The 13,303-nt window shown below is 73.3% G+C and carries 13 protein-coding genes; 7 read left to right on the top strand and 6 right to left on the bottom strand.

What is annotated here, in order from left to right; all coding sequences use genetic code 11:
* Nucleotides 1-15 precede the first annotated feature (15 nt).
* The 6 genes from GA0070215_RS18130 to GA0070215_RS18155 form a co-directional block, all read right to left on the bottom strand.
* Nucleotides 16-1,194 (bottom strand): MarP family serine protease, encoded by a 1,179-nt coding sequence (locus GA0070215_RS18130; RefSeq protein WP_018786592.1) that lies wholly within the window; start codon nt 1,192-1,194, stop codon nt 16-18.
* Between the two features lie 76 nt (nt 1,195-1,270).
* Nucleotides 1,271-1,963 (bottom strand): NUDIX hydrolase, encoded by a 693-nt coding sequence (locus GA0070215_RS18135; protein WP_018786591.1) that lies wholly within the window; start codon nt 1,961-1,963, stop codon nt 1,271-1,273.
* Entirely contained in the window at nt 1,960-2,589 is a 630-nt protein-coding gene (locus GA0070215_RS18140; protein ID WP_091047738.1) for a TlpA family protein disulfide reductase, read from the bottom strand. Before GA0070215_RS18140 ends, GA0070215_RS18135 begins: the two co-directional genes overlap by 4 nt.
* Nucleotides 2,589-3,368 (bottom strand): endonuclease III, encoded by a 780-nt coding sequence (gene nth, locus GA0070215_RS18145; RefSeq protein WP_018786589.1) that lies wholly within the window; start codon nt 3,366-3,368, stop codon nt 2,589-2,591. The genes GA0070215_RS18140 and nth overlap by 1 nt, the downstream gene beginning before the upstream one ends.
* Before the next feature lie 59 nt (nt 3,369-3,427).
* On the bottom strand, nt 3,428-4,582 hold the full coding sequence (locus tag GA0070215_RS18150; RefSeq protein WP_091047908.1) for a CapA family protein: 1,155 nt from the start codon (nt 4,580-4,582) through the stop codon (nt 3,428-3,430).
* Nucleotides 4,583-4,754: 172 nt separating this feature from the next.
* Entirely contained in the window at nt 4,755-5,420 is a 666-nt protein-coding gene (locus GA0070215_RS18155; RefSeq protein ID WP_091047912.1) for an adenosylcobinamide amidohydrolase, read from the bottom strand.
* A gap of 219 nt (nt 5,421-5,639) precedes the next feature.
* Here GA0070215_RS18155 and GA0070215_RS18160 point away from each other — a divergent pair, with 219 nt between their 5' ends.
* From GA0070215_RS18160 to GA0070215_RS18190, 7 genes are all read left to right on the top strand, one after another.
* Nucleotides 5,640-6,317 (top strand): Crp/Fnr family transcriptional regulator, encoded by a 678-nt coding sequence (locus GA0070215_RS18160; RefSeq protein WP_007466162.1) that lies wholly within the window; start codon nt 5,640-5,642, stop codon nt 6,315-6,317.
* A 235-nt stretch (nt 6,318-6,552) separates the two neighbouring features.
* On the top strand, nt 6,553-7,296 hold the full coding sequence (locus GA0070215_RS18165) for a metallophosphoesterase family protein (RefSeq protein ID WP_091047742.1): 744 nt from the start codon (nt 6,553-6,555) through the stop codon (nt 7,294-7,296).
* Between the two features lie 105 nt (nt 7,297-7,401).
* Nucleotides 7,402-8,013 carry a TetR/AcrR family transcriptional regulator gene (locus tag GA0070215_RS18170; RefSeq protein ID WP_091047746.1) on the top strand — a complete coding sequence of 204 codons (612 nt, stop codon included), beginning with the start codon at nt 7,402-7,404 and terminating at the stop codon, nt 8,011-8,013.
* Nucleotides 8,014-8,045: 32 nt separating this feature from the next.
* Nucleotides 8,046-8,840, top strand: a complete 795-nt coding sequence (locus GA0070215_RS18175; protein ID WP_091047748.1) for a TIGR03084 family metal-binding protein — start codon at nt 8,046-8,048, stop codon at nt 8,838-8,840.
* Complete coding sequence (locus tag GA0070215_RS18180; protein ID WP_091047752.1) at nt 8,837-10,513, top strand: acyclic terpene utilization AtuA family protein; 1,677 nt, start codon at nt 8,837-8,839, stop codon at nt 10,511-10,513. The genes GA0070215_RS18175 and GA0070215_RS18180 overlap by 4 nt, the downstream gene beginning before the upstream one ends.
* Nucleotides 10,510-11,649, top strand: coding sequence for an acyl-CoA dehydrogenase family protein (locus tag GA0070215_RS18185; RefSeq protein WP_091047755.1), 1,140 nt, complete (start codon nt 10,510-10,512; stop codon nt 11,647-11,649). The genes GA0070215_RS18180 and GA0070215_RS18185 overlap by 4 nt, the downstream gene beginning before the upstream one ends.
* On the top strand, nt 11,646-13,253 hold the full coding sequence (locus GA0070215_RS18190; protein WP_091047758.1) for an acyl-CoA carboxylase subunit beta: 1,608 nt from the start codon (nt 11,646-11,648) through the stop codon (nt 13,251-13,253). The genes GA0070215_RS18185 and GA0070215_RS18190 overlap by 4 nt, the downstream gene beginning before the upstream one ends.
* Nucleotides 13,254-13,303 lie beyond the last annotated feature (50 nt).

Consider the following 13,303-nt stretch of genomic DNA (forward strand, 5'->3'; position numbering starts at 1 on the left):
GCACCGCCGGCCGGCTCAGGTGCAGTCGCCGGTGGCCACTCCCCGGGTACGCTCCGCGCCCGCCAGCGCCACCGGTCGCGCCTCGGCGGCGGTCACGGCGAAACCGGTGTTCGGGTCGTCGGCCGCCGCCGCGAAGATCACGCCGAGCACCAGGCCGTTCGAGGAGACCAGCGGGCCGCCGGAGTTGCCGCTGCGCACCAGCGCCCGGATCGTGTAGATCTCCCGGTTGACGTCACCGGCCGAGTAGATGTCCGGGCCGGTGATCCGGTCGACGTCCCGGATCCGGGCCGGGCGGGCGTCGTACGGGCCGTCGAGCGGGAAACCGAGCACGATCGCGTCGGCACCGGTGGCGGCCGGTCCGGCGGCGAAGCGCAGCGACGGTCCGGGCAGCCCGGGTACGTGGAGCACCGCCAGATCGCGGTCCGGGTCGTAGACGACGACCTCGCCGTCGTACCGCTCCCCGCGCAGTTCCACAGCCACCGAGCGGGTGCCGGCCACCACGTGCGCGTTGGTCATCACCCGGTCGTCGGCGTACACGAAGCCGGAGCCCTCGATGCGGCGCGAGCAGCTCGGCGCGGAGCCCAGCACCTTCACCACCGACCGGCTGCTGTTCTGCACCACCTGGGAGTTGGCAAGCGCCGGGTCGGGCGGCGCGACCTGCCGGGCCCGGGTCGGCGCGAGGTCGCCGAACACATCCGGGAAGCCGTTGGTGTCGACCGTGTCGCGCAGCGCGGTGGACAGGTCCTGCGCCTTGTCCGGCAGCACCTGGTCGACGACGGTGAGCAGCGCGCTGTTGCGGACGGAGGAGGCCAGCCACGGCACCGAGGAGGAGCCGAGCGGCACTGCCACCAGCCACGCCACGAGCATGACCGCGACGACCGAGATGAACGCACCACCGACGTCGTCGATCTTGCGACCGGCCGGCCCGGTGATCGCGGCCCGCAGGTTCGAGCCGAGCCACCCGGCGAGTGCCTGCCCCAGCACCGCGAGCCCGAAGATCGCCACCAGCGAGATCAGTACGCGTGTGCCGCTCGTGGCGAACTGCTGCGCGATCAGCGGCCCGACCTGGAGGCCGAGCAGGGCGCCCAGGAAGAAGCCGGAGAACGACAGGGCCCCGATGACGAAGCCCTGACGGTATCCGCTGATCGCGAACACGAGCATGAGCAGAAGGAGGACGAGATCCACGGCGGACACGCCCCAAGGGTACGGGCACCGGGCCCGCGGTCGGCTCAGCGCTCGCGGAACGTGACCCGGGGATGCGTGCGGGTGATCACCGCACCGGGCTCTCGTCGGCCGGTTCGGTGCCCGCCGACGGAGCGGGCGTGGCGCCGACCGGAGGCAGGTCCACCACGCGCGAGTGCGGCCAGGGCCGGGACCAGCCGCCCATCTCCAGCACCCGGTCGATCACGCCTGCGGTGAAGCCCCAGACGAGCATCCCGCGCACCGAGAAGGCCGGGCCGATCCAGCCGCTCGGGTGGCGTACCCGCATGCGGTTGTCCGGGTCGACCAGCTCGGTGACCGGCAGCCGGGCCACGTGCGCGACCTCGGCCGGCTCGCGCGGGTGCACCGGGTGCGGGTCGTGCCACCAGGCGAGCACCGGGGTGACCACGAAGTCGCTGACCGGGATCCAGAGCCGGGGCAGCTCGGCCAGCACCGTGACGCTGCCCGGGTCGAGGCCGACCTCCTCGTTCGCCTCGCGCAGCGCGGTGGCACGGACGTCGGCGTCCTCCGGGTCGGCCGCGCCACCCGGGAAGGCCGGCTGCCCGGCGTGGTTGCGCAGCGTCGCGGCGCGCTGGAGGACGAGCACGTCCGGCCCGGCGCCGGGCTCCTCGCCCAGCAGCACCAGAACGGCGCTCTCCCGGCCGCCGCTGGCCGGCGTGACGATGCGGGTGAAGTCCTCCGCCCGCGCGGTGCCGAGCCGGCCCAGCAGCGGGTCGAACCACAGCGGCGGCCGTCGGGTCATACCCGCACCCCGAGGTGGCGTTCGACCAGCGCGGCGAGGCGGGCGTCGTCGAGCGCGCCGGTCGCGTCGGTGTGCCGGATCCGGCCGTCGGCGTCGACCAGCACGGTGAGCGGGAACGCGTTGCGTTCGAGCGCGCGCTGGAACGCGTCGCCCTGGTCGAGCAGCATCGGGAAGTCGACGCCGAAGTCCTCGCCGATGGACTGCGCGCCGCCGCGGCTGTCCCGGCTGTTCACGCCGATCACCTGGAACCGGCCGTCGGCGCGGTCGCTGAGCCGCTGGAACGCGGGCAGCTCCTTGCGGCACGGCGGGCACCAGGACGCCCACACGTTGATCACCGCCGGGCCCTTGACGTCGCGCAGGTTCACCGGCGTACCGCCGGTGAAGCAGTTGAGCGTCAGATCGGGGAGCTGCTCCCCGGCCTTCCCTGCAAGCGTCGGGGACACGGCCTTTCCGGGGGACGTCGGGGACGCGGCGGCGGGCGCGACGGTCAGCGGGGCGCAGTCGGCGAACGGCGAGGGGCGCTCGGCCCGGGTCGCGGACGCGGGACGCCCCGGCTCCTCGGCGATGGCGGTGCAGCCCGCCGCCGCCAGCAGCAGCGGGACGAGAAGGTACGCGAGCCGGCGCATCACGGCACGTCCGCCGCGGCCGCCTGCTGCGGCACCAGGTCGGGGTCGAGGCCCACGGCGACCGCCAGGTCACGGGCCCGGGGGCCCTTGAGCAGCCTGGCCGCGGCGGCCGGCTCGGTCGGCCCGGTGCCGTACGCGGGGCACAGCTTCGCCAGCGTGCACGCGCCGCAGGCGGGCTTGCGGGCGTGGCAGACCCGGCGGCCGTGGAAGATGACCCGGTGCGACAACATCGTCCAGTCGCGCTTCGGGTAGAGCGCGCCGATCGCGTGCTCGATCTTCACCGGGTCGGTCTCGGTGGTGAGCTGCCACCGGTGCACCAGCCGCTGGAAGTGGGTGTCGACGGTGATGCCGGGGACGCCGAAGGCGTTGCCGAGGATGACGTTCGCGGTCTTGCGGCCGATCCCCGGCAGGGTCACCAGGTCGTCGAGCCGGCCGGGCACCTCGCCGTCGTACCGCTCGCAGAGCGCCCGCCCGAGGTTGATCAGGGAGCTGGTCTTGTTGCGGTAGAACCCGGTGGGCCGGATCAGCTCCTCCAGCTCGACGCGGTCCGCCGCGGCGTAGTCGGCAGCGGTGCGGTAGCGGGCGAACAGCTTCGGCGTGACCTCGTTGACCTTCTTGTCGGTGCACTGGGCGGACAGGATCGTCGCCACCGCGAGCTCCAGCGCACTGGAGTGGTCGAGTTCACAGTGCGCGTCGGGGTGCGTCTCGGTCAGCACGCGGCCGATGCGCCGGGCGCGGCGCGTACGGCCGAGGTCGGTCTCGGGGGAGCGCGTGGTCACGTCGGCCAGCCTACGTCGCGGGGCCGACGCTCTGGCGGCTCGGCGCGGTCGGGGCGCGCTCAGCCACCCGCCGGTGCGGTGATCCTGCCGGTCCCGTCGAGCTTCGCGCCGGTGTCCGGGAAGTCGGACCGGTTCAGGTCGCGGACCAGTCCGAGGCCGCGGTTCTGCCGGTCCACCGACGGCCGGCCCACGCCGTTCATCACGGTGGAGGTGAACGTGCCGCCGACGAACGTCCCGTCCGCGGTGAGCGACACCTTGAGCACGCCGCCCCAGCCGAGCCGGCCCGAGCTGTTCAGCGACTTCCCGCCGCCGGCGAAGTTGCCCAGGCTGTACGCGATCAGCCGCCCCTTGTAGAACTCCATCCCGCGCAGCACGTGCGGACCGTGCCCGATCACCAGGTCGGCGCCGGCGTCGATGACGGTGCGGGAGAAGCGGATCGGGTCACCGCGGTTCTCGCCGAAGAACATCTCGGTGCCCGGCTTCACCCGGGTCTTGTCCGACCCCTCGGCGCCCATGTGCACCTGCACCACCACGATCTGGGCCGCCTCCTTGGCCATCTCGATCACCTGCTTGGCGGCGTTCAGGTCGACCAGGCTGTTGGACCACGGGTACGACGAGAAGCCCACCACGGCGACCTTGATGCCCTTGACGTCCACCACGGTGATCTCGCCCGGCGCACCGGTGTGCTTGAGCCCGTGCGCCTCCAGCGCCGACTGGGTGTTCTCGTAGCCCTGGCGGCCGTAGTCGTAGCCGTGGTTGTTGGCCTGGTTGAGCAGCTGGAATCCGGCCGAGCGCAGGTGCGCGGCGTAGTCGGGCGGCGCGCGGAACTGGTAGCAGTTCTTCGGCTCCGGGCCGCACTTGCCGGCTCCGGTGTCGTCGGTGAGCGGCTCCTCCAGGTTGCCCATGACCAGGTCGCCCTTGAGCGCCGACTTCACGTCGTCGAAGAAGCCCTTGCCGCCGTTGGCTGGCAGCCGGTTCGGCGCGTTACCCATGATCACGTCGCCGGTCGCGGCGAGCGAGATCGACGGTTCCTTCGACGCGTCCGGCGCCGCCGGCTGGTCACCCGTCTCGGGCCCGGCCGAGCCGGTCGATCCGCCGCCCTGTCCCGCCTGCCATCTGGGGTCGCCGCCGGAGCCGCCGGTGTCCCCGCCGCAACCGGCGACGAACAGGACGGCGACGAGTGCGGCGAACGCGGCCAGGCGCCGGCCGAGCACCGCGCGAGGCGGGCCGGGAGCGGCGGCGGGCGGTCCGGCGACGGCGGCGCGGAGGGTACGGGGCACAGAACGGGCGGGAGCGTACATCGTCGGCGACGCTACCGTCCCCGGAACGCCGCGACGAGGGCCGATCGGTCGGAAAACCCGGCGCGCCGGGTATGCCGGGCGCACGTCAGCCCGCCCGCCGGTCGGACCAGGGCACGACGGTCCCGGCACCGCCGGAGCGGACGGCGGCGTGCACGGCCCGGGCCAGCGGTGCACCCCAGGCCGACCGGGGACCGCCGTACGGCGCCGGATCACCGTCGGCCGGGCAGAGCACCGTCACCGCGTCGGTGGGGGTGCCGGTGGCCGGCAGTCCGAGTTCCCAGATCGCCTGCGCCTTCGCCTCGGTGGCGGTGGCCACGGCATTTACCAGGGCGGCGTCACCGAGCCGCACCGGCACGTACGCGACGATGTTGACGGTGCCGACGCGCTGCGCGGGCCGGGCCGGCTCGGGCACGGCGGCGGCCCACACCGGCGTGCCCAGACCGACGGTCGCCCAGACCCGGACGCCGCCGTCGGTGCGGCGGACCACCTCGCTCACGTCCACGCCGGTCAGCAGTCCGACCCCGGGGCCGTCCAGGTCGAGGCCGTGCGCCAGCTCGGCCAGGTGCGCGGCGGGGTCGTCCCGGTCGTACGACATGGGGACCGTCGCGTTGAGCACCCAACGGCGGACGCCGATCCCCCCGCCCAGCGGCGCGGAGCCGACCGCCAGCAGCGGCGCCTCGGCCCGCCAGGCCAGCAGCGGGATGTTCCACCCGGATTCGGACCGGCTGGTCAGGAACGGCTCGCACAGCACGCCGGTCACCCTACGATCACAGGTGGGAACGGGTGGCGCCGGCCCGGGCCGGAGGCGGGATCTTAGCTGCTCTCCAGGTCGGGCAGGTTACGCCCAACGATCAAGATTCCAGGGGTGCACCTCTGATTACTGCTCATGTGCGCCTAGACTGGCGGCGCGCGAGGGATCAGCGGACGGCGGACCCGGCCGACGGACGGCACGCGCAGGCGGAGGTGCGCGATGGACGAGGTACTGGCCCGCAGCGGGATCTTCCAGGGTGTCGACCCGGAGGCTGCCGAGGCGCTCGCCAAGGAGATGGAGACGATCGAGGTCCGCAAGGGCGAGATCGTGTTCAACGAGGGCGAGCCCGGCGACAGTCTCTACATCCTCCTGTCCGGCAAGATCAAGGTGGGTCGCCGCGCGGCGGACGGCCGGCAGAACCTGATCGCCGTGATGGGCCCGTCGGACATGGTCGGTGAGCTGTCGCTGTTCGACCCCGGCCCGCGTACCGCGACGGCCACGGCGGTCACCGACACCCGCCTGGTCCGGCTGCGCAAGCAGGCGCTGCGGCCGTGGCTGAACAACCGGCCCGAGATCGCCGAGCAGCTGCTGCGGGTGCTCGCCCGCCGGCTTCGCCGGACCAACGACTCGCTCGCCGACCTGATCTTCACGGACGTGCCGGGCCGGGTCGCCAAGAACCTGCTCCAGATGGCCGGCCGGTTCGGCACCCGCGACGGTGGCGTACTGCGCGTGACGCACGACCTCACCCAGGAGGAGATCGCGCAGCTCGTCGGCGCCTCCCGGGAGACCGTCAACAAGGCGCTGGCCGACTTCGCCTCGCGCGGCTGGCTGCGGCTGGACGGCAAGAGCATCATCATCCTCGACCCGGAGCGCCTGGCCCGCCGCGCGCGGGTCTGACTTCCCGCACCGGCTTCCCGGCCCGGCCCGCCGCCGCGCGGAACCGGGCCGATGCCGTCTTCGGCGCAGGCCGGTGCCGCCTCTCGTGCGCGGGCCAGGCCGGTGCCGCCCTTCTTGCGCAGGGCCGGTGCCGCCTCTCGTGCGCAGGCCAGGCCGGTGCCGCCTCCGAGCAACCTGGCTCTGCCCGCCGCAGAATCGCCTTGTCCGCCCGGGCCGGTGTCACCAGGCTGGGACGATGCCTGATCGCGTCGCCGTCCTCTCCGACATCCACGGTGTGCTGCCCGCGCTGGAAGCAGTCCTGGCCGAGCCGGACGTGGCAGCCGCCGACCTGATCGTCCTCACCGGTGACCTGGCGGCCGGCCCGCAGCCGGTCGAGGTGCTGGACCGGCTGGCCGCGCTCGGTGACCGGGCCTGCTGGGTCGGCGGGAACGCCGACCGGGAGCTGGTGCAGGCAAGGGCCGGCGAGCCGTCGGCGATCGAGGTCTCCAACTGGGCCGCCGGGCAGCTCCGCGACGACCAGGTGGCCCGGTTGGCGGCGCTGCCGCCGTCCGTCACGCTGCCGGTCACCGGCCTCGGCGACGTGTTGTTCTGCCACGCGACTCCACGCGACGACGAGGAGGTCGTGCTCGTCGACTCGCGGCTGGACCGCTGGGCCGAGGTCTTCGCCGGCCTGCCGGCCGAGGTCGGCGCCGTGGTCTGCGGGCACACGCACATGCCGTTCACCCGGTTGGTCGACCGTCGCCTGGTGGTGAATCCGGGCAGCGTCGGCATGCCGTACGGGGGCACCGGCGCCTGGTGGGCGCTGCTCGGGCCGGGCGTCCAGTTGCGCCGGACCCGCTTCGACGTGGACGCCGCCTGCGCCCGGGTCGCCGCCGGGTCCACATTCCCGGACGCGGCGGCCTGGGCCGACGAGTACGTCCGCTCCCGCCACTCCGACGCCGACGCCCTCACGGTCTTCGGTCCGCGCGACGGCCGCTGAGGCGTTAACAAGGGGCCCTTGCTCTACCGGAGGCGTTAAGAAGGGGCCCCTCCTTAAGAAAAAGTCAGGCTTGACTGTTTGTTTTGGGCGGGGCACGCTGTCTGCGTGTCGACCCGGGTTCCGCAGCAGGAGCGCAGCCGTGCCACCCAGGCCCGGCTGCTGGAGGCGACTGTCGAGTGCCTGGTCGAGCACGGCTGGTCCGGCACCACGACGACCGTGGTGGCGGCCCGTGCCGGCGTCTCCCGGGGCGCCCAGCTGCACCACTACCCCACCAAGACCGCGCTGGTGACAGCCGCCGTCACGCACCTGACCGAACGCCGGGCGGCCGAGCTGCGCGCCGAGGCGGCGGCCCTGCCGTCCGGCCCGCAGCGGCTCGACGGGGTGGTCGACCTGCTCGCCACCTCCTTCACCGGCCCGCTGTTCGTGGCCGCGCTGGAGCTGTGGGTGGCCGCCCGCACCGACGCCGAGCTGCGCGCCGCGCTGGTGCCGCTGGAGGCGCGGATCGGCCGCGAGATGCACCGGCTCACCGTGGAGCTGCTCGGCGTGGACGAGCGCAGGCCGGGCGTACGCGAGTCGGTGCAGGCCACCCTCGACCTGCTCCGCGGTCTCGGCGTGGCCAACCTGCTCAGCGACGACTCGCCCCGTCGCGCCGCCCTGCTGCACACCTGGAAACGCCAGCTCGCCGCGCTGCTCACCCCCGAGAGCGAGCGGCACTGATCCCTGACGCCCCACCCCCGCCCGGAGGCACAATGGTCGACCTGACAGCCCTGCTCGCGGACCTGGCCGCCGAGTCCGAACAGCTCGACGCGCTCGTCGCGGACCTGCCGCCGGAGGGATGGGAGCGGCCGACACCGGCCCCGGACTGGACCGTCGCGCACCAGGTCGCGCACCTGGCCTGGACCGACCACGTCGCCTACCTGGCGGCCACCGACGAGTCGGCGTTCTTCGCCTCGGTCACGGCCGCGCCGGACCCGTCGCGCCTGGTCGAGGACGGCGCCGAGTCCTTCCTCGCGCCCCCGCCCGCGCTGCTGGCCCGCTGGCGTTCCGGCCGGTCGGCGCTCGCCGGGGCGCTCACCGCCGTCCCGACCGGGCAGAAGATCCCCTGGTACGGAACCAGCATGTCGCCCACCTCGATGGTGACGGCCCGGCTGATGGAGACGTGGGCGCACGGCGGGGACGTGGCCGACGCGCTGGGCGTCAGCCGTACCCCGACCGCGCGGCTGCGGCACATAGCGCACCTCGGCTTCCGTACCCTCGGGCACGGCTTCTCGGCCCACGGCCGCGACGTGCCCACGGCGCCGGTGCGGGTCGAGCTGGCCGCGCCCGCGGGCGGCGAGGTGTGGGAGTTCGGGCCGGTCGACGCGGCCGACCGGGTGACCGGTCCGGCGCTCGACTTCTGCCTGCTCGTCACGCAGCGCCGGCACCGCGCGGACCTGGCCCTGACCGCCACCGGGCCGGTGGCCGACGAGTGGCTGGACGTGGCTCAGGCGTTCGCCGGCCCGCCCGGCGGCAAGCGCGGGCCGGCGAACGGAGTTCCCTCATGAGCGTGCTGCGGATCGGGAACGCGTCGGGCTTCTACGGCGACCGCTTCACCGCCTGGCGGGAGATGCTCGACGGCGGCGAGTTGGACGTGCTGACCGGTGACTACCTGGCCGAGCTGACCATGCTCATCCTCGGCCGGGACCGGATGCGCGACCCGTCACTCGGTTACGCCAAGACGTTCCTGCGCCAGATGGAGGGCGTGCTCGGCACCGCAGGGCAGCGCGGCGTCAGGCTGGTCACCAACGCGGGTGGCCTGAACCCGGCGGGGCTGGCCGACGCGATCCGGTCGCTCGCCGACCGGCTCGGCCTCCAGGTCCGGGTCGGGTACGTCGAGGGCGACGCGATCCAACGCCCGGACGCGCTGACCGCGAACGCCTACCTGGGGGCGTTCGGGATCGCGGCCTGCCTGGACGCGGGCGCGGACGTGGTGGTCACCGGGCGGGTAACCGACGCCTCGCTTGCGGTCGGCCCGGCGATCGCCCGCTTCGGGTGGACCCGCGACGACCTCGACGCGCTGGCCGGCGCGACGGTGGCCGGTCACCTGATCGAGTGCGGCGCGCAGGTCACCGGTGGCAACTTCAGCTTCTTCACCGAGTTGCCGGACGGCGGGCACCGGCCCGGCTTCCCGATCGCCGAACTGCGCGCGGACGGCTCCTCGGTGCTCACCAAGCACCCCGGCACGGGCGGCGCGGTGACAGTCGAGACGGTCACCGCCCAACTGCTGTACGAGGTGGGCGGGCCGGACTATCTCGGGCCGGACGTGGTGACCCGGCTGGACACGGTACGGCTGGAGCAGGAGGGCCCGGACCGGGTACGCGTCTCCGGGGTGCGAGGCACGCCGCCGCCGGACACGCTCAAGGTGGGTGTCAACAACCTGGGCGGCTTCCGCAACTCGATGACGTTCGTGCTGTGCGGGCTGGACATCCCGGCCAAGGCGGCACTGGTCCGCAGCCAGATCGAGGAGGCGGTCGGCACGGAGGGGCTGGAGTTCACGCTGGCCCGCACCGACCACCCGGACACCGGCGACACCGAGGCGGCGAGCGCGCTGCTGCACGTACACCTGCGCGACGGCGACAAGTCGCGGGCCGGGCGGGCGTTCTCGGCGGCGGCGGTGGAACTGGCGCTGGCCTCCTACCCGGGCTGCACGCTGACCACGCTGCCCGGTGACGCGACGCCGTACGGGGTCTTCACCGCCGACACGATCGCGCAGGACGTTGTCGAGCACGTCGCGGTGCTGCCCTCCGGCGAGCGGGTGCCGATCTCGCCGCCGACGGTGGCCAGCGGTTTGCAGGGGCCCCCTATACAACACGAGGCGTTAACAAGGGGCCCTTCCTTGCACGGAAGCCGGCGCGGGGCGCTCGGTGAGCTGGTCGGGGCACGGTCGGGCGACAAGGGCGGCGACGCCAACCTGGGCGTCTGGGCCCGTACCGACGCGACCTGGCCCTGGCTGCGCGACTGGCTCACCGTGGAGCGGCTGGCGGAGCTGCTGCCGGAGACCGCGGCGCTGACCGTCGAGCGGTACGAGCTGCCGAACCTGCGCGCCGTCAACTTCGTGGTCCGGGGACTCCTCGGGCAGGGTGTGGCCGCCTCCACCCGCTTCGACCCCCAGGCCAAGGCGCTCGGCGAGCTGCTGCGCTCGCGGGTGGTCGACCTTCCGGCGGAGGTTCCGCAATGACCATCGTGGACACACCGGAACGCCGGCAACTGCGCGAGCTGACCCGCTCGTTCGTGAGCCGTGAGGTGCTGCCGCACCTGGCCGACTGGGAGCGGGCGGGCGAGGTGCCCCGGTCGCTGCACGAGACCGCCGCGAAGATCGGCCTGCTCGGCATCGGCTTCCCGGAGTCGGTCGGCGGCAGCGGCGGCGACCTGCTCGACTCGATCGTGGTCACCGAGGAGATCATCCGCTCGGGCGGGTCGTCCGGGCTGGTCGCCGCGCTGTTCACACACGGGATCGCGCTGCCGCACATTGTGGAGACGCAGGACGAGGGGCTGATCGACAGGTACGTCCGGCCCGCGCTCGCCGGGACGATGATCGGTGCGCTGGCGATCACCGAGCCGGACGGCGGCTCGGACGTGGCGGGCATCCGCACCTGCGCGGTACGCGACGGCGACCACTACGTCGTCAACGGGTCCAAGACGTACATCACCAGCGGGGCCCGCGCCGACTTCGTCACCACTGCTGTCTGCACCGACTTCCCCGGATCGGGCTCGGTCAGCCTGCTGGTCGTCGACAAGGGCTCGCCCGGGTTCACGGTGGGGCGGCGGCTGGAGAAGCTGGGCTGGCACTGCTCGGACACCGCCGAGCTGTCCTTCGTCGACGTCCGGGTGCCGGTGAGCAACCGGGTCGGCCCGGAGGACACCGGCTTCCTCGCCATCATGCAGCAGTTCGCCAACGAGCGGCTGTCGCTCGCCACGCAGGCGTACGCGACCGCGCAGCGCTGCGTGGACCTGGCCGTGCGGTGGTGCCGGGACCGCTCCACGTTCGGCCGCCCGCTCGCCGGGCGCCAGGTCGTCCGGCACCGGCTGGCCGAGATGCACAGCCGCACCGACGCGGCGCGGGCGTACGTGCACGACGTCGCCGAGCGGGTGGCCGCCGGGCAGCCGGTGGTGACCGAGGTGGCCATGGCGAAGAACGTCGCGGTGGCCACCTGCGACTGGGTGGTCGACGCGGCGCTGCAACTGCACGGCGGCTTCGGCTACATGCGCGACGCCGAGGTGGAGCGGCACTACCGGGACTCCCGTCTGCTCGGCATCGGCGGCGGCACCACCGAGATCATGAACGAGATCATCGCGAAGGGCATGGGCCTGTGAGCACGACTGTCCTGCAGAGCACCGTCGACCCGTCCGCGCCCGCCTTCACCGCCAACCGGGAGGCACTGCTGGAGCGCCTCGCCGAACTGGAGGCGGCGCTCGACCAGGCCCGGGGCGGTGGCGGCGAGAAGTACGTGACCCGGCACCACGGTCGCGGCAAGCTGCTCCCCCGCGAACGGATCGAACTGCTGCTCGATCCGGACAGCCCGTTCCTGGAGCTGTCGTCGGTGGCCGCGTACGGCACGGACTTCCCGGTCGGCGCCAGCACCGTGACCGGCATCGGTGTGGTCGAGGGCGTCGAGTGCCTGATCGTGGCGAACGACCCGACGGTACGCGGCGGCGCGATCAACCCGTGGTCGCTGGCGAAGACCCGGCGGGCGGGTGAGATCGCGGCGGCCAACCGGCTGCCGATGGTGAACCTGGTCGAGTCGGCCGGCGCGGACCTGCCCACCCAGGCGGAGATCTTCATTCCCGGCGGCCGGGTGTTCCGTGACCTGACCCGGCTCTCCGCGCAGGGGATCCCGACCGTGAGCGTGGTCTTCGGCAACGCCACGGCCGGTGGCGCGTACGTGCCGGGCATGTCGGACTTCACCATCATGATCCGCGACCGCTCGCAGGTCTACCTGGCCGGGCCGCCGCTGGTGAAGATGGCCACCGGTGAGGTCACCGACGACGAGTCGCTCGGCGGCGCGGCGATGCACGCCACCACGTCCGGCCTGGCCGACTTCCTCGCCTCCGACGAGCGCGACGGGATCCGGCTGGCCCGGCAGTGCGTACGCCGGCTCAACTGGCGCAAGTACGGCCCGCCGCCCCGCAACCCGCACCCGCTGCCACCCCGGTACGACCCGGAGGAGCTGCTCGGCATCGCCAGCGCCGACCTGAAGGTGCCGTTCGACCCGCGCGAGGTGCTGGCCCGGGTGCTCGACGACAGCGCGTTCGACGAGTTCAAGCCCGGCTACGGCACCGCGCTGGTCACCGGCTGGGGTGAGCTGCACGGCTACCCGGTCGGCGTGCTGGCGAACGCCCGGGGCGTGCTGTTCAGCCAGGAGGCACAGAAGGCGACCCAGTTCATCCAACTCGCCAACGCGGCGGACACACCGCTGGTCTTCCTGCAGAACACCACCGGCTACATGGTCGGCACCGAGTACGAGCAGCGCGGCATCATCAAGCACGGCGCCCTGATGATCAACGCGGTGTCGAACTCGAAGGTGCCGCACCTGACCGTCAACCTGGGTGCCTCCTACGGCGCCGGCAACTACGGCATGTGCGGCCGGGCGTACGAGCCGCGGTTCCTGTTCACCTGGCCGAACGCGAAGTCGGCGGTGATGGGCCCGGCGCAGCTCGCCGGCGTGCTGTCCATCGTGGCCCGGCAGGCGGCCGCCGCCCGGGGACGCGAGTACGACGAGGACACCGACGCCGCCATGCGGATGATGGTCGAGCAGCAGATCGAGTCGCAGTCCGGGGCGCTGTTCCTGTCCGGGCGGCTCTACGACGACGGGGTGATCGACCCCCGGGACACCCGTACCGTCCTCGGGCTGTGCTTGTCGGCGATCCACAACGGACCGGTGAAGGGCGCCGATGGTTTCGGCGTCTTCCGGATGTGACCCGTGAGCGCGAGGAACGCAGCGAAGCGGAGTCCCGCAGTCGCGAACGA

This window comes from Micromonospora marina, assembly GCF_900091565.1.
Classification (GTDB): Bacteria; Actinomycetota; Actinomycetes; order Mycobacteriales; family Micromonosporaceae; genus Micromonospora; species Micromonospora marina.

Coding starts and splice junctions, on each gene's coding strand:
- GA0070215_RS18135 (WP_018786591.1), bottom strand. CDS start 1,963: ATGACCCGACGGCCGCCGCTGTGGTTCGACCCGCTGCTGGGCCGGCTC.
- GA0070215_RS18140 (WP_091047738.1), bottom strand. CDS start 2,589: ATGCGCCGGCTCGCGTACCTTCTCGTCCCGCTGCTGCTGGCGGCGGCG.
- GA0070215_RS18160 (WP_007466162.1), top strand. CDS start 5,640: ATGGACGAGGTACTGGCCCGCAGCGGGATCTTCCAGGGTGTCGACCCG.
- GA0070215_RS18165 (WP_091047742.1), top strand. CDS start 6,553: ATGCCTGATCGCGTCGCCGTCCTCTCCGACATCCACGGTGTGCTGCCC.
- GA0070215_RS18175 (WP_091047748.1), top strand. CDS start 8,046: ATGGTCGACCTGACAGCCCTGCTCGCGGACCTGGCCGCCGAGTCCGAA.
- GA0070215_RS18180 (WP_091047752.1), top strand. CDS start 8,837: ATGAGCGTGCTGCGGATCGGGAACGCGTCGGGCTTCTACGGCGACCGC.
- GA0070215_RS18185 (WP_091047755.1), top strand. CDS start 10,510: ATGACCATCGTGGACACACCGGAACGCCGGCAACTGCGCGAGCTGACC.